This window comes from Pseudovibrio axinellae (assembly GCF_900110875.1).
Lineage (GTDB): Bacteria > Pseudomonadota > Alphaproteobacteria > Rhizobiales > Stappiaceae > Pseudovibrio > Pseudovibrio axinellae.
The window spans coordinates 501,153-523,106 of sequence record NZ_FOFM01000002.1 but is presented as its reverse complement, the minus strand read 5'-3'; the positions used below and the strand labels follow the sequence as shown (position 1 = coordinate 523,106).

Annotated in this window: 26 protein-coding genes and 1 other RNA gene; 18 read left to right on the top strand and 9 right to left on the bottom strand. The window is 50.6% G+C overall.

The features are described 5' to 3' along the window. Nucleotides 1–9: 9 nt before the first annotated feature. Together BMZ51_RS07350 and nudC are read right to left on the bottom strand one after the other, a co-directional pair. A complete protein-coding gene (locus tag BMZ51_RS07350; RefSeq protein ID WP_068004400.1) occupies nt 10–624 on the bottom strand; it encodes a histidine phosphatase family protein in 615 nt (204 codons plus the stop codon). A gap of 65 nt (nt 625–689) precedes the next feature. Continuing rightward, entirely contained in the window at nt 690–1,652 is a 963-nt protein-coding gene (nudC, locus tag BMZ51_RS07345; RefSeq protein WP_068004403.1) for an NAD(+) diphosphatase, read from the bottom strand. Nucleotides 1,653–1,845: 193 nt separating this feature from the next. On the opposite strand from nudC, the gene ffs reads away from it, so the two are divergent. The 6 genes from ffs (at nt 1,846) to BMZ51_RS07315 (ending at nt 6,593) form a co-directional block, all read left to right on the top strand. Next, nucleotides 1,846–1,944, top strand: an RNA gene (gene ffs / locus BMZ51_RS07340) — signal recognition particle sRNA small type. A gap of 102 nt (nt 1,945–2,046) precedes the next feature. Beyond that, nucleotides 2,047–3,918 carry a DNA polymerase III subunit gamma/tau gene (locus BMZ51_RS07335; RefSeq protein ID WP_068004406.1) on the top strand — a complete coding sequence of 624 codons (1,872 nt, stop codon included), beginning with the start codon at nt 2,047–2,049 and terminating at the stop codon, nt 3,916–3,918. Nucleotides 3,919–3,997: 79 nt separating this feature from the next. Next, the gene (locus BMZ51_RS07330; RefSeq protein WP_068004408.1) at nt 3,998–4,318 is read left to right on the top strand and encodes a YbaB/EbfC family nucleoid-associated protein; all 321 of its coding nucleotides are present in this window, start codon (nt 3,998–4,000) and stop codon (nt 4,316–4,318) included. A gap of 185 nt (nt 4,319–4,503) precedes the next feature. After that, on the top strand, nt 4,504–5,115 hold the full coding sequence (recR, locus tag BMZ51_RS07325; protein ID WP_068005259.1) for a recombination mediator RecR: 612 nt from the start codon (nt 4,504–4,506) through the stop codon (nt 5,113–5,115). 72 nt (nt 5,116–5,187) lie between these two features. Further along, a complete protein-coding gene (locus BMZ51_RS07320) occupies nt 5,188–5,709 on the top strand; it encodes a GNAT family N-acetyltransferase (RefSeq protein ID WP_068005257.1) in 522 nt (173 codons plus the stop codon). Between the two features lie 176 nt (nt 5,710–5,885). Continuing rightward, a complete protein-coding gene (locus tag BMZ51_RS07315; RefSeq protein ID WP_068005256.1) occupies nt 5,886–6,593 on the top strand; it encodes a class I SAM-dependent DNA methyltransferase in 708 nt (235 codons plus the stop codon). Between the two features lie 204 nt (nt 6,594–6,797). On the opposite strand, the gene BMZ51_RS07310 is transcribed toward BMZ51_RS07315, so the two are convergent. Next, the gene (locus BMZ51_RS07310; protein ID WP_068005255.1) at nt 6,798–7,250 is read right to left on the bottom strand and encodes a DUF1499 domain-containing protein; all 453 of its coding nucleotides are present in this window, start codon (nt 7,248–7,250) and stop codon (nt 6,798–6,800) included. Nucleotides 7,251–7,530: 280 nt separating this feature from the next. On the opposite strand from BMZ51_RS07310, the gene BMZ51_RS07305 reads away from it, so the two are divergent. After that, entirely contained in the window at nt 7,531–8,169 is a 639-nt protein-coding gene (locus BMZ51_RS07305; RefSeq protein WP_068005253.1) for a septation protein A, read from the top strand. 87 nt (nt 8,170–8,256) lie between these two features. Here BMZ51_RS07305 and BMZ51_RS07300 read toward each other — a convergent pair whose 3' ends face one another. Further along, nucleotides 8,257–8,802, bottom strand: coding sequence for an ActR/PrrA/RegA family redox response regulator transcription factor (locus BMZ51_RS07300; protein WP_068005252.1), 546 nt, complete (start codon nt 8,800–8,802; stop codon nt 8,257–8,259). Between the two features lie 131 nt (nt 8,803–8,933). Then, nucleotides 8,934–10,289 carry an ActS/PrrB/RegB family redox-sensitive histidine kinase gene (locus tag BMZ51_RS07295; protein WP_068005247.1) on the bottom strand — a complete coding sequence of 452 codons (1,356 nt, stop codon included), beginning with the start codon at nt 10,287–10,289 and terminating at the stop codon, nt 8,934–8,936. Between the two features lie 231 nt (nt 10,290–10,520). Here BMZ51_RS07295 and secB point away from each other — a divergent pair, with 231 nt between their 5' ends. The 5 genes from secB to rsgA all read left to right on the top strand — a co-directional run bounded on the left by secB (nt 10,521) and on the right by rsgA (nt 14,389). Continuing rightward, nucleotides 10,521–11,027 (top strand): protein-export chaperone SecB, encoded by a 507-nt coding sequence (gene secB, locus BMZ51_RS07290; RefSeq protein WP_068005246.1) that lies wholly within the window; start codon nt 10,521–10,523, stop codon nt 11,025–11,027. Nucleotides 11,028–11,192: 165 nt separating this feature from the next. Then, nucleotides 11,193–11,639: a hypothetical protein gene (locus tag BMZ51_RS07285; protein WP_068005245.1), complete on the top strand. Its 447-nt coding sequence runs from the start codon at nt 11,193–11,195 to the stop codon at nt 11,637–11,639. Between the two features lie 26 nt (nt 11,640–11,665). Next, a complete protein-coding gene (locus tag BMZ51_RS07280; protein WP_208979340.1) occupies nt 11,666–12,097 on the top strand; it encodes a lipocalin/fatty acid-binding family protein in 432 nt (143 codons plus the stop codon). 206 nt (nt 12,098–12,303) lie between these two features. Next, on the top strand, nt 12,304–13,104 hold the full coding sequence (locus tag BMZ51_RS07275; RefSeq protein WP_068005239.1) for a protein-L-isoaspartate O-methyltransferase: 801 nt from the start codon (nt 12,304–12,306) through the stop codon (nt 13,102–13,104). A 244-nt stretch (nt 13,105–13,348) separates the two neighbouring features. Beyond that, a complete protein-coding gene (gene rsgA, locus BMZ51_RS07270; protein ID WP_068005237.1) occupies nt 13,349–14,389 on the top strand; it encodes a ribosome small subunit-dependent GTPase A in 1,041 nt (346 codons plus the stop codon). 173 nt (nt 14,390–14,562) lie between these two features. Here rsgA and BMZ51_RS07265 read toward each other — a convergent pair whose 3' ends face one another. Next, nucleotides 14,563–15,072 (bottom strand): DUF2867 domain-containing protein, encoded by a 510-nt coding sequence (locus BMZ51_RS07265; RefSeq protein ID WP_068005235.1) that lies wholly within the window; start codon nt 15,070–15,072, stop codon nt 14,563–14,565. Nucleotides 15,073–15,375: 303 nt separating this feature from the next. Between BMZ51_RS07265 and BMZ51_RS07260 the strand changes: the two genes are divergently transcribed. Next, nucleotides 15,376–16,314 (top strand): alpha/beta hydrolase family protein, encoded by a 939-nt coding sequence (locus tag BMZ51_RS07260; RefSeq protein WP_068005228.1) that lies wholly within the window; start codon nt 15,376–15,378, stop codon nt 16,312–16,314. A 19-nt stretch (nt 16,315–16,333) separates the two neighbouring features. Here BMZ51_RS07260 and BMZ51_RS07255 read toward each other — a convergent pair whose 3' ends face one another. The 3 genes from BMZ51_RS07255 to pyrF all read right to left on the bottom strand — a co-directional run bounded on the left by BMZ51_RS07255 (nt 16,334) and on the right by pyrF (nt 18,412). Beyond that, complete coding sequence (locus BMZ51_RS07255) at nt 16,334–16,750, bottom strand: hypothetical protein (protein WP_139201350.1); 417 nt, start codon at nt 16,748–16,750, stop codon at nt 16,334–16,336. A gap of 126 nt (nt 16,751–16,876) precedes the next feature. Next, the gene (gene pcp / locus BMZ51_RS07250; RefSeq protein ID WP_068005225.1) at nt 16,877–17,545 is read right to left on the bottom strand and encodes a pyroglutamyl-peptidase I; all 669 of its coding nucleotides are present in this window, start codon (nt 17,543–17,545) and stop codon (nt 16,877–16,879) included. Between the two features lie 150 nt (nt 17,546–17,695). Then, complete coding sequence (gene pyrF, locus BMZ51_RS07245) at nt 17,696–18,412, bottom strand: orotidine-5'-phosphate decarboxylase (RefSeq protein ID WP_068005224.1); 717 nt, start codon at nt 18,410–18,412, stop codon at nt 17,696–17,698. A gap of 203 nt (nt 18,413–18,615) precedes the next feature. Between pyrF and hisB the strand changes: the two genes are divergently transcribed. From hisB to hisF, 5 genes are read left to right on the top strand one after another with little or no spacing between them, the layout of a single operon-like run. After that, on the top strand, nt 18,616–19,209 hold the full coding sequence (hisB, locus tag BMZ51_RS07240; RefSeq protein ID WP_068005222.1) for an imidazoleglycerol-phosphate dehydratase HisB: 594 nt from the start codon (nt 18,616–18,618) through the stop codon (nt 19,207–19,209). A gap of 33 nt (nt 19,210–19,242) precedes the next feature. Then, a complete protein-coding gene (locus tag BMZ51_RS07235; protein ID WP_068005220.1) occupies nt 19,243–19,716 on the top strand; it encodes a DUF2628 domain-containing protein in 474 nt (157 codons plus the stop codon). Between the two features lie 13 nt (nt 19,717–19,729). Continuing rightward, nucleotides 19,730–20,383, top strand: a complete 654-nt coding sequence (gene hisH, locus BMZ51_RS07230) for an imidazole glycerol phosphate synthase subunit HisH (protein ID WP_068005218.1) — start codon at nt 19,730–19,732, stop codon at nt 20,381–20,383. A 41-nt stretch (nt 20,384–20,424) separates the two neighbouring features. Further along, the gene (gene hisA, locus BMZ51_RS07225; protein WP_068005215.1) at nt 20,425–21,168 is read left to right on the top strand and encodes a 1-(5-phosphoribosyl)-5-[(5-phosphoribosylamino)methylideneamino]imidazole-4-carboxamide isomerase; all 744 of its coding nucleotides are present in this window, start codon (nt 20,425–20,427) and stop codon (nt 21,166–21,168) included. Then, entirely contained in the window at nt 21,165–21,944 is a 780-nt protein-coding gene (gene hisF, locus BMZ51_RS07220; protein WP_068005213.1) for an imidazole glycerol phosphate synthase subunit HisF, read from the top strand. The genes hisA and hisF overlap by 4 nt, the downstream gene beginning before the upstream one ends. The last annotated feature ends 10 nt before the right edge of the window (nt 21,945–21,954 follow it).

Genomic DNA, 21,954 nt, shown 5'->3' with positions numbered 1-21,954 from the left:
GCTCTTAGATCAGCTCACGAGTGCAACTTGATCAATCAGCTGCCAACCGAGTTTGTTGATATCAGCTGAACACGCCTCCAGGTCCACCCGATCAAACCTGAACCAGCATCCGCCTCCAACCTTAGCGGGCTGATCAAACTCACGGGCAACCGCCCTGTTCGCCAAGTGGCATTTGAGCAAAGTGCCGACTGCACCATGGCCTGAGAAGAGGACCGGCTCTTCTTGTGGCACAGACTGAAGCGCGGACTGAATTGCCGCAATGACGCGGCTTTGAGCATCTAATGCTCGCTCCCAGCCGCGAACACTTATAGCTGGGCGCGAGAAAAACTCGTCTGCTACCCGTTCGAACTCTTCTGGCGGCAGAAAACCTGTCGCGCTACGGTCGTTTTCATGCAGGTCCAGAGCCGTGGTCAGCTCAATGCCTAGATGGCTTGCAATGATTTGACCCGTTTCGATGGCTTTCTTCTCCTTGCTGGAGATCACGTGCTCAATCTCCAGCAACCAGGGTTGACGCAGACCTTGTTCCAGCCGAGCCCGGCCTTTATCCGAGAGATCCCAGTGCGGAACTGGTGTTGCCGGATCAATATCAACATTCGGATGGCTCAAATATATGCAATAGGTCATGTCTCCTCCCCCGGCGCCTTTGAGCACCTGTTAGATAACCATCGGCTCTACGCAACCATGGGTGATTATTCCTCAGTAAAGATCTTGATCAATTGATGCGCGATTGAGATGTCAGGGGGACAAATCAACCCAGATTCGGCCTCGCCTCGGATCATCTTTAGTGTCTCCTCTTTGGAAAACCACTGACAATCCTCCATTTCATCGTAGTCTATATCCAATTCAGTTGTGAGCGCTTCCCCATGAAAACCAACCATGATATTTGAAGGAAATGGCCATGGTTGGCTCGCAATATAAGTGACCTTTCCAACTTTTACGCCCGCTTCTTCAAAGACTTCGCGGCGCACAGCATCTTCAAAGGTTTCACCTGGCTCAACAAACCCGGCCAGCGTCGTATAGACCCCCTCGGCAAGCTGATACGGGCGCCCCATCAAACATTTATCCCCATGCGTAATCAACATTATCACCGCAGGGTCAGTTCTCGGGAAGTGCTGAGCTGAACAAGAAGGACAATCGCGACGATAACCAGCGTCAGCCACGTTTGTTGGCTCACCACATTTAGAGCACATCTGATGGGAGACATGCCAACGCCCAACAGCCGCCGCTTGTGCCATCATGCCAAGCACTTCACGGCTCGCAGCATTTTTCATCGCAACGCCGCGCAATCCATATGCAGCGTAAGGCCCTTGTTTTTCCAGTTCTGCTTCCAAACTATCAGCGTCAGCTTCATACCGAACAGCGAAGTATGGGCGATCACCGTCATTTTCATCAAGACCAAGGAAGATTGTGGTCCCATTGGCAATGTCCAGCTGCTCCAACACCTTGGCAGAGTGGAGCGAAGGCTCAAAAGTGGCTTCCTTATTGAAAATAAAGCCATCGTTTGCCTGTATTAAAAAACGAGTTTCTGGCAGATCCCTAAGAGATTTAACCCATTCTGTATCCTTACGCTTTTCCCCGTATCGATTGAGTGAACTTACGGAGTAGCAAAGGGCGGCGGAAGCATCAAACGCCTCAGTGGTTTCGGCCAGCATTTTGAATTCCTTAAACTTAAAAATTTGGGAAAGTGAAACCGAGATATCATCTAAATGCAATGACCGACTGGCACTTTCTTTGGCGCAACACATGTGGGATGAACACTGTTTCACACTCTCGTCCACAGTGACAAGCCGTAAACATCAAAGATGCACTTGCATAATTTAGGCAAAACGCCCATATACACGATCGGGAGGTTGGTGGTGGACGAGCCACTCGCCAACCGGGTCAGATCCGGAAGGAAGCAGCCCTAACGAGTCCATGGCACGGGTCATCGTGCCAGCCTCCCACCTAATTTTCTCCGCGCCCATACTCGACAAGCGGCCGGTCTTCGTCTTGAATGGCCGGGAATGAGTTTTACCTTGCCGTTGAGTGGCAGAGGATTTGGGCTATATGGACGGAATAGATCTTCAAGACGAACATCAAGCAGCAAACAGCGCCAAAGTGACAACTTCCGGCAGCAGTGATGGTGCTTATCGCGTTCTCGCCCGTAAATACCGACCAAGCTCGTTTGAAGACCTATATGGCCAAGAGCCTATGGTCCAAACCCTACAAAACGCATTTGAGACAGGCCGTATCGCTCAGGCATGGATGCTGACGGGTGTTCGCGGTGTTGGTAAAACAACCACAGCCCGTATTCTTGCCCGTGGTTTGAACTACGAAGTCCCTGGCGAAATCGATAAACCGACCATACACTTAGATAAACCGGGCACACATTGTCAGGCGATCATGGAAGGCCGGCATGTTGATGTGATCGAGATGGATGCAGCATCTCACACCGGTATTGATGATATTCGCGAGATAACCGAGGCAGCGCGTTATCGGCCTGCGAGTGCACGTTATAAAGTGTACATTATCGATGAGGTGCATATGCTCTCCAAGTCGGCTTTCAACGGTTTGTTGAAGACGCTGGAAGAGCCGCCTGAACATGTCAAATTTATCTTCGCAACCACCGAGATCCGCAAGGTTCCTGTTACTGTTCTCTCCCGTTGTCAGCGCTTTGACTTGCGCCGTATTGAGAGCTCCACGCTTGTTTCATTGCTGCAGGAAATCTCCGGCAAGGAGGGGATAGAAATTTCCGATGAGGCTCTGGCCCTCATTGCCCGCGCAGGTGAAGGCTCTGCGCGAGACAGTTTAAGCTTGTTAGATCAAGCTATTGCGCATGGAGCGGGCAGGATTGCAGCGGACGAAGTGCGTCAGATGCTTGGCCTTGCTGACCGCAGCCGTGTGATAGATTTGTTCGAGCATGTTATGCGCGGCGATATCGCCAGTTCTCTTGACGAACTTAAAGCGCAGTATGAGGTAGGTGCGGATCCGGCTGTTGTCCTTTCTGACCTTGCAGATTTTACGCATCTTGTAACGCGGTTGAAAGCTGTGCCGAAATCTGGCGATGAAGCTTCCGTCACAGAAAGTGAAAGAGTGAGGGGGCGTGAGTTTGCTGAGAAGCTCACAATGCGTATCCTTTCTCGCACCTGGCAGATTTTGCTGAAGGGAATTAATGAGGTGCAGACTGCACCTAAGCCCCTCGCTGCTGCCGATATGGTGCTGGTGCGTTTATGTTATGCCTCTGACCTTCCAGACCCTGAAGAGGCCTTAAAGCTCTTGAAGTCTGGTAAGTTCTCCCCGGCATCGGGTGGAGCTCCAACAGGCAATGCGCCGCAAGGCGGTGGTGGCTCAACAGCAAGTGCAGTTTCTTCCGGCCGTGGTTCAGCTCCTCAGTTGCGGACTGTTGCAGGTGGGCAAGCCATGGCACAAGCTGTTGGCGTAGCTCCTCAAACTGCCCCACAGATGCGCCGCGCCGAAGAACTGCACGAGAAGATTGCTATCCGGTCCTGGCAGGAAGTTGCTCAGCTTGCAGCCAGAATGAAAGACATTCCGGTTAAGGTTTCCGTTGAGCGCGCGCTCCGACTTGTCAACTTTCAGCCAGGTCGTATCGAAGTGCAGCCAACCGAAATTGCCACTGCTGATGCGGCGGGTGAATTGGGCCGTAAGCTAACTGAATGGACTGGCCGACGCTGGATTGTTGCGGTCAGCCGTGATCAGGGGCGTCCTACTATTCATGAGGAAAAGGAAGCTAATCAGCGACAGTTGGTTTCCGATGCGCATTCTGATCCTGAGATCGTTAAGCTGATAGCTGCATTTCCAGGAGCGAAGGTGGTCGATGTTCGCATTTTGAAGCAGGAGGAAGATATTCCCTTCGAGACAGCTTCTGAAGTTACAGACATCGATCCGACAGATTCTATTGATTTCACCGAGGATTTCTAAGGTTTCCATGGTATGAAACCTTAAGAGCAGAATTGATCGAGCGCTTAAACATGCTCAACAAAGAATAAGGAGCCAGTCGATGGACTTTCTCAAAATGATGAAGCAAGCCAAGCAGATGCAGGAAAAAATGGGCGACCTTCAAAGTGCGGTTAATGACCTTTCAGTTGAAGGTACTTCAGGTGCAGGCCTGGTTACTGTTACCTTGAATGGTAAAGGTGAAATGACTGGTTTGAAGATTGATCCATCTTTGATCAAGTCTGATGAACCTGAGATTTTGGAGGACCTTATCCTCGCTGCGCATAATGATGCGAAGGGTAAAGGCGAAGCGCTGGTGCAGGAGCGCACTCAAGAGCTAATGTCCGGTATGGGTCTGCCAGCAGGTATGAAACTCCCATTCTGATTGAAGGTGATAGATGTCACCACTGTTGCTTTTAAACCGCAAACAGGTGGTGTTTTGGTCAATCTTCTAAGGAATACTTATTCCCGCTTGCCCGCCGATTCCGGCGGGCATAGTTTATCTGGCACTGCCTGCAAACCTGATTTGCACTAAGCCCCTCTCTTTCTTGCAGTGAGCATATTTTTCCGATGAGTACACGCAAAGTCGCTGGTCCCGAAATTGAACGCCTCATTCAGCTACTTTCCAAGTTGCCCGGCCTTGGCCCGCGCTCTGCCAGACGCGCTGCCTTGCATCTTGTTCAAAAGAAAGAACAATTGCTGATCCCTCTTGCAGAAGCGATGGGCGTTGCAGTTGAACATGTGGGCATTTGCTCGCAGTGTGGCACGGTAGATACTAGTGATCCCTGCACGATCTGTTCAGACCCACGCAGAGATGGCACGACGATTGTGGTGGTCGAAGACGTCTCTGACCTGTGGGCGTTAGAGCGTGCATCCGCTGTCAGCGCGCACTATCATGTCCTCGGAGGAACGCTATCCCCTTTGGACGGTGTTGGGCCAGATGATCTGCATATTTCGAAGTTGGTTGAGCGGGTTGCGAGCGGCAACGTCGTTGAAGTTATCCTCGCGGTGAATGCCACCGTTGAAGGCCAAACCACCGCGCACTTCATTACAGACCAGCTTGCTCAGTTTGAGGATGTGAAAGTAACCCGCCTTGCACATGGTGTTCCTGTTGGTGGGGAGCTGGATTACCTGGATGAAGGCACACTTGCCCAAGCTTTGCGTGCAAGAACAAAGTTTTAGCCGGGTTTTGCGTTACTATGTGCGTTGGTTTGAAAGGAATGCAGTTTTTTTGCGTTGAGCTGAGAGTTTGAAATGGACAACACCGCCCCTTCCACTAGAACCGATTTTTTCACCCGCAAGACACAAAGAAATGATGTGGGTGAACTACTCGCCCTTCTTAACCAGATTATTGAGAGCGGCGGAATAAGCGCTCTTGAAAAGCCGCTGAACAAGGCTGAGTTCATTTCATGGTTCCTAGAGGCGGAGATTCTAGAGAGCAGTGTTTGTGCCATTGACCGGGAAACCGGCGAACCACTTGGTTTTCAGACCGTGAGCCATTTTGGAGATATCCCCGCAGACTGGGTTGATATCGGCACCTTCGTGAAACCGGGCATTCAGACCCGTGGCATTGGCAGCGCACTTTTCAAAGCAACGCTTGCAGCTCTGGACGGCAAAGGCATGGTCGCCATCAATGCAACGATCCGCGCTGACAATACTGGCGGCCTTGCGTACTACCGTTCTTGTGGCTTCCAAGATTACAAGGTGCTGAAGAATGCGAGACTCTCCGACGGGACGTTGATTGACAAAATTTGCAAGCGCTATGATTTCGTGTGAGGCAGCTTTGGATGTGAGCCCAAATCATTTGCCTTAGCAACTCGCCTGCCTCCAGATACCGGGTCATTGCCTCTTGTGATCTGCCCAAAGGCTCTAACTTGCCTTTTCGTTGCTTTTTATGAATTAAAAACCGACCTCAACTTTCAAAAGACGTATGCCAGATAAGGAGCTTTTGAATGTCATCTCGACTCTATAGCGAGTTTGCTGCGCAATATGATGAGGCGATCCAGGAGAACATTTACAACGCTCTTTTGGAACGCCCGACACTGCTGGGCATGTTACCTGCGTTGAAGGGGCTGAAGGTTCTGGATCTTGGCTGCGGGCCTGGTGTCTATGCTCAGGTCTTGCATGAGCGTGGAGCGGATGTGACTTGCGTAGATGCCTCTGAGCAGATGTTGAAGCTGGTGAATGCCAAGCTGGGTGGAGATGTAACGTGCCATGTAGCTGACCTGTCTTTAGGATTACCATCGCAGGTTCAAGGCCCGTTTGATCTGGTGATCTGCCCTCTTATGATCCACTACATTAAAGATCTGAATAAGCTGTTTTCTGATATTGGGAATGTGCTGGGGCCGGGCGGGTGTTTTATCTTCTCAACGCATCACCCTCTCATTGATGCGCAATGCTCCCCCAGTGGGTCCTACCTATGTCAAGAGCATGTTACGGAGGAGTGGCACACAATCGGCCAGCCGGTCAAAGTGAGTTTTTACCGACGACCTCTTTCCATGCTGTTCCGCTGGCTTTCTAACGCAGGTATGTGTGTGGTGGACTTGCAGGAGGGAACACCTGCAGAAGAAATGAAAGCGAAGTCTCCGGCGCACTACGAGAAGCTTTCAAAGAACCCGAATTTCATTTTCTTCAAATGCCAGCTCCTCAACGCCCCCTAACCCACCTTCCAGTTATACGTTTATTTTCTGATACTTAGAGTAGCTAACAAAATTGTTAGCGAGTCAAAATCGTCTCTAAACTCCGTCAGGATGCCGCGCTAAAGCTTGGCTTTACAATATTTTAAAAAATGAAAAACATGAGTCATTTCAACATTGTAATGACTCTGCGAGACTTACATTTTTGTAAGTTGCCTAAGAGTCACTTTAGTTGGCCGAATAGATCCGTTTGAAGTTTTCATAGCGCGCACGGTTTGCACCCATATCGCCATAGCCTACGCGGGATTGTGAGCGGTAGTGAACGACGCCTTCATCCTGATCAATCCAAAACTCAACATCATCGTTGTAACCCATCTGAGCGCTTGTGAAGACCGTATGCACATAAGAGCCCTCTAACGTGATGATCTTGTTCTTGCCCAATTGCGATAGGGTGTGCGTTATCGCGTTGCGAGTTTCTTCCAGCGTCGCCCGTGTTGGCAGAGGCTCCACTTTGCGAGCTGTCTCGTTGGTTTGAGAGGAAACTGCATTCGGTGAACTTGGCAGTGGGGCAAACTTGCCGTCTTGCATTCCCACATACGCAGGCACCTTTATATTTTGCCAGACCATTTTAGCAGTAACGCCAATAACCAGCGCGACCAGAAGAATTGCGATAACAGCCATTTTAGAAATACCTTCAAATATCATCGTTAGGTGAGATCTCGTTTTAGCGTAAACAAAAGCTCCATCTTAGGGCACCACAGTCAAATCCTAGTATTTTTCTTAGGTTTAGACCATAAGGGTTGCTGTGGTCATATTGTTGCACGTTACCGTAGTTCATTGAGGGCGGCAGGTATAAAACTTGACGATTTGACAAATTCGCTCTTAATTGCCCTTTTAATAGCAAAATTGCTGCTTAAATCTCTCAGGTCAGGAGAAAAGCAACAACAGGAAGCCCTTGCAGATGAATTCAGAACGCTCTACGCAGACAACTGAGCGCCAAGACGTTTCGCCACTTTTGAAACTGGCCCTTGAGCTCGGACCATTGGGCGTTTTCTTTGTTGCCAATTCCAGAGGCGCACAGCTGGCGGAACTCTTCCCAGCACTTGGTGCCTTAGGCCAACCTATTTTTATCGCTACAGCTGCATTTATGGTGGCCATTGCGATCTCTCTAAGCGTTTCCTATGCACTCACCCGTCACCTACCGGTCATGCCGCTTGTTTCGGGGGTCGTGGTGCTCGTGTTTGGTGCTCTCACCTTGTATTTGCAGGATGAGCTTTTCATTAAGCTCAAGCCGACCATCGTAAACACGCTGTTTGGTACAATTTTGCTAGGCGGGCTGTTCTTCGGAAAATCGCTGCTTGGTTATGTCTTCGACAGTGCATTTAAACTGGACGCGGAAGGTTGGCGCAAACTCACTATTCGCTGGGGCGTCTTTTTCTTTGTTCTTGCGGTGATAAACGAGGTCGTTTGGCGCAATTTTTCAACGGACTTCTGGGTGGATTTCAAGGTGTTTGGCTTTATGCCGATCACAATGGTCTTCACTATGTTCCAACTGCCGCTGATCCAAAAGCACAGCATTGAGAGCGAAGAGAAAAGCTAAACGCTTCTACATTTCTCTCCAACAAACAAATTTAAAGCGCGGTTTTAAGGCCGCGCTTTTGTATTCATATAATGATGTCGCGATGGTTTAGCGCGGTGCGCGCTTTGCCAAAATGCGCTGCAGTGTTCTGCGGTGCATGTTCAGGCGACGAGCCGTCTCAGAAACGTTGCGATCACATAGTTCGTAAACGCGTTGAATATGCTCCCAGCGAACCCGGTCAGCAGACATTGGGTTTTCAGGCGGTGGGGCTTTCTCGTTTGGGCGGCGGGTTAGCGCAGCCAGGATATCGTCAGCGTCAGCTGGCTTTGCAAGGTAATCAATAGCGCCAAGTTTTACTGCAGTAACGGCGGTCGCGATGTTTCCATAACCTGTCAAGATAATGGCGCGAGCATCCGGCTTTTTCATGCGGATTGCTTCGACGACATCCAAACCGCTGCCATCTTCAAGACGCATATCAACGACTGCATAATCAGGTGCCTGCACTGCAACTTTACTCAGCGCTTCTCTGACGCCATCTGCGGTTTCCGTTTGGAAACCCCGTTTCTCCATCGCGCGCTCTAAACGCTGTTGAAATGCACGATCGTCATCAACAATTAGAAGGCGTCCAAGAGGTGCAGCTTCTGGTTCTGTCATTTTCCAGGTCCGATTAATCTACGGTATATACAGGATACTCTAGTATATTTTTCAGTTAAAGGAAGTTCTCAAGGGCTTTTATAGCCAGATTTCGCTAAAGTAATTTTACTAGGATGCCTAGAGATTTACTCTCAGCTCTGCGGAGTCTGCCCGCCCTGATCCATGATTTCACGTGGCCAGCGGATATGAACCAAAGCACCGTGATCGGGTGCATTTCGATTATGGAAAATAACTCTTCCGCCAGATCGTTCAAGCAGTGTTTTTGCAATAAAGAACCCAAGACCCAAGCCACCGCCTGACTGGCGTTCGATTTCTAACTCCAGCTCATCGGCTTCCCCTTCAGAGATTGCCGGGGCTGTCCGTTTTGAAACGTAGGGCTCGCCCATTCTTGCGAGCACGTCAGGTGCAAAGCCGGGGCCATCATCCACGATGAAGACTTCTACGAATTTTTCGTCCCACTTCGCCTCGAAGAGAACCGTGCTTTGTGCAAAGTCGACAGCATTTTCCAGCAGATTGCCCAGACCATAGCTGATTGCTGGGTCACGAAGGCCAATTGGCTCTGGCCCTATACCCTCTGACTGGAGCTTGATATCAATACCAAGGCCGCGGTGAGGTTCAGACACATCTGCCAGCAGCAACGAAATCGGCATGCGCTGGAATACCTTGTCTGCATCGCTGGACAGGCTGGTGAGTTTTTTCAGGATTTCACGGCAGCGGGCGGCTTGAGAGTAGACCAGTTCTGCATCTTCACGCAGTGGATCTCCCTGCTCAAACTCGGTGGAGAGTTCTTTTGCTGTCAGGTAGATCGTGCCCAGCGGTGTGCCTAGTTCATGCGCAGCGGCGGTTGCAAGCCCATCCAGAGCCGACAAATGCTTTTGGTGCGCCAGAACCATGTCACTTGCTGCAAGCGCATTGGACAGCTGGCGTGCCTCTTCAGCGACCCTGAGAGAATAAGTTGCCATGAAGAACATCGAACACATGAGCGAGAACCACACGCCCACCACATACAACGGGGGTAGGTCGATCTGTGTGCCATCATACCATGGCAGTGGCATGTGAAAGGCGGTGAGCAGTGTGACGATTGCGCCAGCCAAAACACCAAGAAGGATAGTGTTGCGGGACGACAATGCTGTTGCAGACACCACCACGGGTGCGAGGATGAGGAAACAAAACGGATTGCCCAGCCCGCCTGTGAGGTAGAAGAGACCACCGAGCTGGATGATATCGTAGGCGAGCTGCAGTGCTGCTGCGTTTTTGGAAATACGTGTACTTGACGGCCAACGGATTTTCAAAATGACGTTTAGCCATGCCGAAGCAGCAACCAGAACATAGCCATAGCCAATAGGAAGTGGGAAGTTGAGAAGGTAATGCACCACCAGCAAAGAGACAGTTTGCCCAGCCACTGCCAGCCAGCGCAGACGCACAAGCGTATCCAGCTTGATCTGCGGGTCTAACAGTCGCGGCTGCCCTTCCTGTGTATTTAACATTTATTCTCGCTCCAACATCTCACAGATGCCCTTCATAAATCACAGGTGATCCACTTGCCAATGGGTTATATGGCAGAACCATGCTGTTTTGCCGCTGAAATGTGAGCATAGTCTTGTATCCTCTTCTGGGGCATGCTAGCCACCATCTAGTTGCGCAGGTACGGCAAACATTCTTTTAAGAGTGACAGTAAGTTGTACCAGTGTTTTTTATTGCGACACGGGAAAAACGATATGAGTGAAGCCAATACTGCTGGTGAACAGGGCGAAGCAGCTGCTCCAGGTATGAACATCCTTGCCCAGTACATCAAGGATCTGTCTTTCGAAAACCCAAATTCTCCTAAATCTTTGCAGCCTGGTGAACAGCCAAAGCTCGACATCAATGTAAACGTTGGTGCGAACCCAATTGGCGAAGACCAGTTTGAAGTCATTATCACTTTGAACGCAAAAGCCAACACTCCTGAGCAAGTTTTGTTTGCTGTTGAGCTCGTTTACGGTGGCGTTTTCCAGATTACTGGTGTTCCACAAGAGCATATGCATCCGTTCATCCTGATCGAGTGCCCACGCATGCTGTTCCCGTTTGCTCGCAACATTCTTGCAGACACCACACGCAATGGTGGCTTCCCTCCACTGCTGCTGGACCCAATCGATTTTGCAGCTCTGTACCGTCAGAACCTTGCACAGGCATCTTCCGCTCAACAGGCAACTGTTAGCGAAAATGGCGAAGCAAAGCCAAACTAAGAATTTCGAGTTTCAGGCATTTTCGCCGACACTCTTACAAAGCCACGCTGGGTTCCAGCGTGGCTTTTGTTTTGCATGCAATTCGATATTTCGATCTAGGAAGATATTTATGTTCGCCACCTAGACTCGCCACGACAACCATTTACAGGCCCAAGAGACTTGACAATGCGGCATCCAAGATTTCGAAATATCGTTGGCGCGCTGGGCATTACTGCCCTTATGACAGCACCTGTCAGCTCCATCGCCCAAGAGCCGGAAATCACCAGCCCGGAGAACTGGCACGCGTACAGCTTGTCTGCTGAGCAGACCACCGGAAATATTATTCTTGCTCCCGGCACGATGGAGCTGGGTACGTCAGGCGTCCTCAAAATTACCGGTGTTGAAGGATATACACCCAACCTGTTCTCTTTCTCCGGAGCATCCTCTCTCAAGCTGTCAGAGGGCAAGGTTTTCTGCGAGGAGGGCGTTGATAGTGGGTACATGATCATCGACAAGTCTCAGCCGAACTTTCTTGTCATTGATGTTTTTGGCGGAGACAAACCACCTGAACCAGGCAAGAGCATTGACCAGCAAGCCGGATTCTGCGGCTCGTTCACCTACAACAAGTCGTAGAAAGGCTGCTGAAAGGGATCAGAACCGTGAAAAATATAGTAGTCCTCGCCGCTTTTTGTTTTGCACTTATTCCAACACCGATTGCACAGGCGGAAAGTAACGCTAGCGAAAAGTGGGCTGCCTTTAGCACCACCGCCATGAGCATTACGGGTGATATTGAGGTGTCTCCCACAGCGATCACCATGAGCACCGGCAGTGTTCTACCGATTGAGGCCGTAAAGGGCGACATCCCTCATCTTTACCGTTTTACGGGTGCAGATAAGCTAAAACTGATCCGCGACAACAGCTTTTGCATGACCAACACGACAGATGGCTATATTGTCTTGAGCTATCCGACTGCTGACGAGCTTAGCATGAACGTATTTCAAGGCGACTCGCCCCCCGTTTCTGACAGCAACCTTGATAGCCAACCCAACCTTTGTGCCATTTACAACTATCAAAAGCCCCAGGCTGAGTGATCTGTGCCAGCTGTTCATCAACTGGGAACTCAGTGTTACTATTCAAAGAGTGCTGAGAGATATGCTTCTTGCTGCAACTGGCAATACAGCTCGCTCCGCACACAAGCCACTGTTGAACTTTGGCCTCTCATTTCAACTGGACTTCAATTGTTCTGAGAGCGCTTAAAAGTTCGAACCTTTTCTTCTAAGGCAGCGACACTTCTGCAATGTCTGAACGCGCATACGCACAGGAAGTTTGTTACAATCTGCGTGGTGGAAATCGCGCCTTGCTGCTAGACGCTTTTGCCAACATTCGCAAAGAGAACTTCCTGTTCCCTCCTCCGTGGCACGTGGCTATTACAACACCTGGGTATGGCCGTAGGGCTGTTTTGGATGATCCTAAGGACCTTTATCAAGATATGTTGGTGGAGCTGATTCAAGGCGCCAACATCAACACGGGTCAGCCCTCATTGTGGGCGCAGATCTTCAATTGGTCCGCTCTAAAGAAAGGCATGACGGTTTTTGAATCAGGTTCCGGGCTTGGCTACTTCACGGCTATTATTGCTCATGTCATTGGCCCAGAAGGTGTTGTCTATTTCGACGAGCCACATGAACAACTCCATGATAAATGCCAGGAAAACCTGAAGGGCTTTGAGAATATCCATGCTGATTACAACGGAGCGCTCTTAGACCGTGCCTACCTTTGTTATGGGACAACAACGGTTCCCGCTTCATTGTACCTCAACACCAAGGTGAAAGGGCAAATCGTATTTCCCTTTACCGATGACTGGGGCCATGGTTGCATTGTCAGCCTTAAGAAGAAAAAGAAGAGCTGTGAGTTGAAAGTGGGGCCCTCATGCGGTTTTGTCATTAGCCGCAATTATCGGCACACGCCTTATGCGAGCTCGCTTGGCAGGCTCTTTGATATGTCGGTGGACATCAAGATTGTAGAGCAGGCGCTGGATGAAAATGTTCTGGATATCGCCCGCATGATCCACCTTGCACTTGCGGCAAAGCCACACCCCTAAATTGCTAATTTGCCACATCGTAATCCTGCTTGCCAAACACCAAACAGCTCTATAAGCTCATTGTTATTGCACAAGAGTGTGATGCCCCGAAACGTAGCCAAAGGAGGTGTTTAATGATTGAAATAAAGGTGCCTCAGGCAGGTTCGTTTAAGTAGGCAACACGCCTTGCCTGCCTGACCCACTTTAGGGGCCGTATGCGTTTGCAACGGTGTCCTTTTGGTGATCTTCTTTTTCAGGCAAATAAATGTCCCATAAATTGAATGAGCTGGGTTGGTCAGCTCACTTTATGATGCAGCTTCATGAGCATGAGCTGCAAACCTTTCCTGTTGCGCGGATTACGCAGGTTCATAGAAACCAGTTAATCGGCATTAGCAATGAGGGCGAACTCTCTTTAAGCGTTACAAATCACGGCTCTACCGGTGAATACGCCGTTGGTGACTGGGTTGTCTTTGACGAGCACCTTCAGGTTGTTCGCATGTTGGACAGACTCACCGAAGTCGGCCGGCGGGCAGCAGGAGAAGATGTTCGCACACAACTGATTGCCGCCAATTTGGACGTACTTTTCATTACAACCTCTTGCAATAAGGACTTCAACGTTGCGCGGCTGGAGCGATATCTAGCATTGGCGCAGCAAGCGGGAGTTCAACCCGTCGTTTTGCTGACGAAAGCGGACCTTGTGGAAGATACACGCACCTATGAGTGCGAAGTTCAGAAAATCGACAGGCTTTTGCCAGTCATCGCGTTGGATACGCGCGACGAGACACAAATCACCCCTCTTTTCGATTGGTGGAAAACTGGCCAAACAGCCGCGCTGGTTGGCTCATCTGGTGTTGGTAAATCCACCATTCTCAACAGTTTAAGCGGTTCTTCAGCCAAGACCGCTGGAATTCGCGAGGATGATGCAAGAGGGCGCCATACCACCACATCAAGATGCCTGTACCCAGTGGGCGACGGGCGCTGGTTGATGGATACGCCGGGTATGCGTGCGTTACGCCTGCATGACGCGTCAGAAGGTGTTTCAGCAGTCTTTCAGGATCTGGTTGAGCTTGCAGGCAAGTGCCGTTTTTCTGATTGCAGTCACGGTACAGAGCCAGGATGTGCCATTCAATCAGCGATCCAATCTGGAGAGCTTGATTCTGGCCGTTTAAAACGCTGGCAGAAACTGGAGCGGGAAGAGCAATACAACAGCGAGACCGTTGCGCAGTCTCGTGCTCGCACAAAGGACTTTGGCAAGATGATCAAGCGCACACATGCTGGTAGCCGCCATATGAAAGGCGATTACTAGCGTTCTTCTGCGTCTCTAAGGCCGAGGTTTGCGTTGGCATACGCCCGGAACGCCCTGCTTAATGTAAACCTGCCTTAACGCACTTAGGAAGCACCTTCCCGGCATACTTTGTATGTTGGGGAGGCTTCTGGCCGCTTTGCTCCATATACTCATAGAATAAACAGGAGGCACCGTTAGCCTTTTGATGAATGAACCGCGGTTACATTTTGGAGCATATGTGCGGAAATGAGCTTATGAGCTGGTCCAACAGGGATCATATAAAGAGTGCCGAACCAATTGTGCGTGATAACTGAGGATGTGATGCGCACCAATGCGCCCCCAGTAATCGGATCGACATTGACGGTGGTCATCACCGATAGGTGCTTGTCTCTGGAGGTGAGTGCAAGTTGGCGGTCATCAATCTGTTCAACAAGGAAGAAGTCCAGATAGTCGCCCACCTTGGGTGACAGCGTTTCTTGTTGTGCGCCAAACCCCTTGATTTTTGCGATGCCTGCCGATGCAGAGATCTGGTCTCTTACCCAAAACGCTAAGGTGAGCAAGCGCGGAGGGTTGTTCGTCATTGCACGGTAAACATCCAAAGCGGTTGGATTACTGGTTATTTTAAGGGTGTTTACGTGAAAGAAATTGAGCTCAGATCTCGGGGCTATCAGCGTTGAAGCCGGTAGGGAGGACGTTTCTGGCATGATTAAATGACCTTGAACATGGCACACAGCAATGGAACATAATTGCTATCATAATTTAGAGTAGCTCTCTCTTCACAATGCACTTGATAAACGCTTAAAGCTTACACATGGGTTCAGTCCTCTCTCTGTCGCGTCATTATTTCGCCTTATGGATGCATGAAACTTAAAACGCACTCAATTAGTGTGATGTATCGCAATTTCTGACAAGGTATCCAAGCTCACAAACCCGTTTTGGGCGTCCGTTCCAAGCGCTGCGTGCTGGTGCTGCTTCAGCCATCCGTCAGATCTACCAGTGAGGGTATGATGAAATCTGGTTTCATAAGAGCTTTTGTTGCGTGCCTGGTTCTTTCCGTATCGCATACTTCTTTTGCATCCGACCTTCATTTGCAGCGAGAAGACGGGAGTGAGATCACTGCCTATCTGAAGTCTCAAAGCGGGGCAAAAGCATCTGACCTACTCGTTCTCATTCAAGGCTCTGATTGTAACAGCGTTGCAAACAACGCGCTGATCAATGAACAGTTCTCTCAGGCTCTGCCCGAAGCGGATGTTCTAACAGTTGAGAAGTACGGCATTACCTCGGACCTTGTTTGGAAGCAGGTTGACGAACGAGACGATTGTCCAGCGGATTACATCGAATATGACTCACTGGAGCGACGAACAGCGGATTACATTAAAGCTATCAAACACCTTAAAGAAGGTGGGGAATACCAGCGGGTGGTTTTACTTGGTGGCAGCGAGGGCGCGGTTGTTGCGAATATGATTGCTGCCAGAGCTGATTTTGTAACAGCCAGCATTGCGTTGAATGCTGGCGGACGTCACTTCATTGACGACGTCCTTCACAGCATGCAGTTCACTGATATGTCGGAGGATGCTTTTAAAGAGGCATCAGAAGGATTTAAAGGCTTTGCGCAGCGCGTTACCACTCATGAACCATTTGAACTCAACATGAGCGCTCATGGTTATCAATGGTGGCATATTGCGCTGAAGCTTGATCAACTCGAAGTCCTCACCCAGATTGATAGTCCCCTTTTGATTGTGCAGGGCGGACAGGACAAAAGTGTTTCTCCCAAAGCGGTTGAAGAGCAAATCACAAAGCTCAAAGCACTGCACAAAAACAACATCACATACAAAGAGTATCCAGAAATGGGCCATTCCTTTAAGGGCACTGAGGGCGTTTTTATGGTGGATCAGGTCATCTCAGACATTCAAGCATGGCTGGCACAACAGTACTCGCTTCATTGAAGTTGACGCTGACCTTCGTCTAAGACAGCTCCTGTGTCTCGCATGTTTCCCTGTGATCAGAGGCAGCGGTAAACTTTGCCTTCCACGTGCCAACGACCTCTTTAAATTCTGCAATAAACGCCCTCAGTTCCGCTAGGTCCAGACCCTGAAGAGCGATACATGACACGACAGCTGGAGGGCCGAGCGACACCGGGATGAAAGTGTAGTTGTTTTTTGCGCTATGGTTTTCAAGCAGCATTTGAACCATCAGATGTTGCGGTATCTGGGCTGTCTCTGACAGGTAGGCCATTATTTTCAATCGCTTACCGTACACCCGTATACGAATTTCTGTATGATCAACCCGCAATGAGTAGCCACCATCCTTGTTAAGGACAGGCGCGCCTTCGCCATCCAACCCGAGTTTTACCATAAGTGCTTGTGGCGTCATTTGGGGCATGACAAACCATCCTATCAATTTGACTACATGATACAGTAAAATGGCGAACATACTCCTAAGTTCGCCCGTTGAGGCAGGCAAAAGGACAGGCACGGGGTGCCATGCTGATGTGGTTTGGAAAGTGCTCTAGATCAACATTTTGGAGATGATGTTGATGTTCTGGTCTTCAGAGTTTTCCTGCAACGCTTCAATTCCTGCCCGCATGCCTTTGACCAGGGTATCAACGGACATGCTGGGAGCTCCCAGATTTTGGATCATCGCGGCCACTTCTGGCAGATGAGGCAGATGCAACCAGCCTGCCCGGACCGAAAGCTTGTTTTCTGCGATATGGTGCAGGACACCGTACATCAGGTGATTACAGCAGAACGTAGCGGCTGAGTCAGAGATATCCGTTGGCACCCCTGCATCGCGCATGGCTTGGGTCATAGCTCTTATGGGCACGGTTGTGTAGTAGCCGACGGGTCCGTCTGGTGCGGTCAATTCACCCTGAAGTGTGACACCTGCCGTATCGGTGACGTCATATCGGGCACAGTCATTGAGGTTTTGGGCGATGCGTTCCAGCGTGATCATGGAGCGACCACCATATTCACCGAGCATCAGGACGGCGCTGGGTTTCAGCTCTTCCATAGCGGCGACGGTTTCTTCAATGCAGCGGAAATACGCCCCGGAGACGATGCGTGAGACGATCCTTGCACCGGCGATCTCTTCGCCATCCAACGACAATGCCGGCTTTTCTGCCGGATTGGTGGGCGTATTGGCATAGGCTCCGAAGCCTGTGATGAGGATGGTGTCCATCGGGTGTGTGCTCCCAGTTATACCGTTTGTGCCAATGGTATCGGGAGCAGCTTAAGCGATTATGCAAAAGACAAAGACAGATGGAGAAAGTTTAAAGCCCCTGCCAGACAGAGATTGGCAGAGGCTCTTGTTCTTTAGAACTGGCCGCTCTTACAGAGCGCTCTCAATTTCAGCCACGACGGCTTCAGCAGCTGCCCGTGGGTTTTCGGCGCGGGAGATAGGGCGGCCTATGACGAGGTAATCGGAGCCTGCTTTGATGGCATCGTATGGGGTCATCACGCGGCGCTGGTCGCCAGCATCAGCGCCTTTAGGGCGGACGCCTGGTGTTACGATGCAGAGCTTGTCGCCCACTTTGGCGCGCATGGCTTCAGATTCCATTGGCGAGCAGACGATACCCCCAACGCCAGCAGCGGCGGCATCAAGAGCGCGTTGCTCAACAAGCGCTGCTGTAGGGCCAACATAGCCTGCATCTTTAAGGTCTTGCTCATCCATGGAGGTGAGCACGGTGACGCCAAGCAGGCAAAGGTCTTTGTTGCCGACTTCTTCCAGTGCCTTTACGGCTGCGCGCATGTTTTTCGGGTAAGCGTGCACGGTCATGAATTTCATGCCCATCTTTGCAACGTTTTTCACCGCGCTGGTGATGGTATTGTCGATATCCAGCAATTTCACATCCAAGAAGATGGAGTGCCCTTCCTTCGCCATCTCTTCAGCGAACTGAAGGCCGCCTGCGAACTGGAGCTGCATGCCGATTTTGTATGTACCAACGAGCCCCTGTGTTTGCTTGACGAGCTGGCGGGCCTCATCAACCGTTGGGACATCCAGCGGGAGGATCAGGCGATCAGTTGCATTTGCTGGGCGATAAGGCATGCGAGGCTCCAAATATCTGATAGATAAACGGCTCAGTTCCTAACAGTTTGTGCCGAGAAATACCAGAGGGACTAGCAGATCCTAGCTTTTTCTTGTTTAGGTATTTGCAGCGATCCCTTAGCCTGTTAAAACGGCGCGTCCATAAATGCTTATGCAGGGGTTTTGTGTGAGTATCGGGGCCAATATTTATCAAGGGACATAGTATGCGTCAGGCCAATATCGCCCGCGGCACAAAAGAAACCACGATCTCTGTTTCCGTCAATTTGGATGGCACAGGTAAGTACGACATCAAAACCGGTGTTGGTTTCTTTGATCATATGTTGGAGCAACTTTCCCGGCATTCGCTCGTTGACATGACCATTCGCGCAGATGGTGACAACCATATTGACGACCACCACACCACCGAGGATGTGGGTATTGCTCTGGGGCAGGCGTTTAAAGAAGCGCTTGGCGACATGAGCGGTATTACGCGCTACGCAGACACTCATCTTGCAATGGATGAAGCCCTGACCCGTGTGGCACTGGATGTTTCCGGTCGCCCTTTCCTTGTCTGGCAGGTGGACTTCCCACGGGACAAGATTGGCACGTTTGATACTGAGCTTTTTGAAGAGTTTTTCCGTGCGTTTGCCATGAATGCAGGTTTTACTCTGCACATTGCAAACGTTTATGGCACTAATTGTCATCATATTGCGGAGACATGCTTTAAAGCAGTTGCGCGTACTATGCGCACAGCTATCGAACCAGATCCGCGCCAGAGTGGTCGTGTGCCGACAACAAAAGGTCAGCTTGGCGGCTAACCTTTTTGGCCGCAGCTCTGTCAGTTATGGAGAATGCAAATGGCTGTCTACTATGTCATGACCGAACCTGAGGTTTCCCTTAATCACCTAAAGGACACGGAATCACGAAACATCATGTTCGTGAAAGACGGTTTTTCCTGGTGGGCGATGCTGTTCCCTCTCCTTTGGGCTCTCTATAATCGCATGTGGCTGGTCTTCCTTGGTTATCTGGCAGCCGTTGTTGCATTTGTTTTCTTGGCTCAACTCTTTGGTTCAACAACTGGTGGCTTCATCACCCTTTTGGCAACGCTCCTCTTTGCGATGGAAGCTGGTTTTTTGAAAAGCTGGAGCCTGCAACGCAAAAACTGGCAGGTTGCCGGGTTTGTTTCTGCCGCCAATCTGGATGAGGCAGAAATCCGTTTCTTTGACCGTGTTTCTAAAAACAAAAGAGAAGCGCGGCCTCCACAGGGGCCACTGGCCCCACAAACCAGCGACACAGACGTCGTTGGAATGACACTCAAACGATAACAGGAGTTCCTTCATGAGTGTGGCAATTATTGATTATGGTTCTGGTAACTTGCGCTCCGCTGCAAAAGCGTTCGAGCATGCAGCCCATAATCATCATCATACTCATGATGTGCAGGTCACCTCTGACCCTGATGTTGTGGCAAAAGCGGATCGTATTGTCCTGCCGGGCGTAGGCGCATTTGCAGATTGCCGCCGGGGCCTCCAGGCTCTCGATGGCATGGAAGATGCGCTGGCTGAAGCCGTGCTTTCCAAAGGGAAGCCGCTTATCGGGATCTGTGTTGGCATGCAGCTTCTGGCAGCCCGCGGTTTGGAGTTTGAACCAGCTGTAGGGCTGGACTGGATTTCTGGCGATGTAACAGCCATGAAGCCGGAGGATGCGAGCCTCAAAATTCCGCATATGGGTTGGAACACGATTAATGTTAGGCCCAACAGCCACCCGGTTCTGGACGGCATTCAGACCGGACCTGACGGCCTGCATGCGTATTTCGTGCATTCCTACCATTTCGCAGTCGCAAACCCAGAGCACCGCATTGCCAGCTTTGATTACGCTGGCGAGTTCACAGCTATGGTGGGACGAGACAATATAATCGGCACGCAGTTTCACCCTGAAAAGAGCCAGAAACTCGGCCTCTCCCTTATCTCCAATTTCCTCAGCTGGGCGCCGTAAGGGCTGCCCGCTGAACCACTGACAAGTCCAAGGACAAACCTATGATTATTTTTCCTGCAATTGACCTTAAAGACGGCCAATGCGTGCGTTTAAAACTGGGAGACATGGAACAGGCGACTGTTTTCAATGATGACCCTGGCGCACAGGCGAAAGCGTTTCAGGACCAGGGTTTTGAGTGGCTACACGTTGTTGATCTGGACGGTGCATTTGCCGGTGAGAGCAAGAACGGCGAAGCTGTTGATGCGATCCTTGCCAATACCAGCAACCCAGTTCAGCTGGGCGGTGGTATCCGCACCATGGAGCACATCGACAACTGGCTGGCTAAGGGCGTTGCCCGCGTGATCCTTGGCACTGTTGCTTTGCGCGACCCTGATCTGGTGAAGGAAGCTTGCATAAAATACCCTGATCGCATCGCTGTTGGCATCGACGCCAAGGGCGGTAAAGTTGCTGTTGAAGGGTGGGCTGAAACCTCTGAGCTGACCGTGATTGATCTGGCAAAGCAGTTTGAAGACGCTGGCGTTGCTGCGATCATCTACACCGATATCGACCGCGATGGCGTTCTAAAAGGCCTCAACATTCCTAGCACTTTGGAACTGGCAAACGCTGTTTCTATTCCTGTGATTGCGTCCGGCGGCCTTGCAGACATCAAAGACATTGAGCGCTTGGTTGAGCATGATTGTGACATTCTTGAGGGTGCGATTTCCGGTCGTGCACTTTACGATGGACGCCTTGACCCAGATGAAGCTCTTGCGCTGATCAAAAAGAGCCGGGAGGCCCTTTCATGACCCTAAAAGCGCGTATCATTCCATGCCTTGATGTGAAGGATGGCCGCGTTGTGAAGGGCGTCAACTTTGTTGACCTGATCGACGCTGGTGATCCTGTTGAGGCTGCAAAAGCCTACGATGCCGCTGGTGCAGATGAACTTACGTTTCTGGACATCACAGCATCAAGCGACAACCGTGACACCATCTATGATGTTGTGCAGCGCACTGCTGAAGCCTGCTTCATGCCCGTAACAGTTGGCGGCGGTGTACGCACTGTTGAAGACATTCGCAAGCTGCTCATTGCTGGTGCAGACAAGGTTTCAATCAATACCGCAGCGGTGAAAAATCCTGAGTTCATTCGGGAAGCTGCGCAAAAGTTTGGAAGCCAGTGTATTGTCGTCAGCATTGATGCCAAGCGCGTCTCTTCTGAAGGCGAACCAGAGCGGTTTGAAATCTTCACTCATGGTGGCCGTACGCCAACTGGTATCGATGCTGTTGAGTTTGCCAGAAAGGCTGTGGACCTTGGTGCTGGTGAGCTTCTGGTCACCTCTATGGACCGCGATGGCACGCAAGAGGGCTACAATTTGCCACTTACCCGCGCGATCGCCGATGCTGTACATGTGCCAGTGATTGCCTCCGGTGGCGTTGGCACTTTGGATCACCTTGTCGAGGGTGTCCGCGATGGGCATGCAACAGCAGTGCTTGCAGCTTCGATCTTCCATTTTGGAACTTTCAGCATTGAAGAAGCCAAACAACACATGGCCGATTCTGGAATTCCGATGCGTCTGGATAAGTAAATTTCGCTCA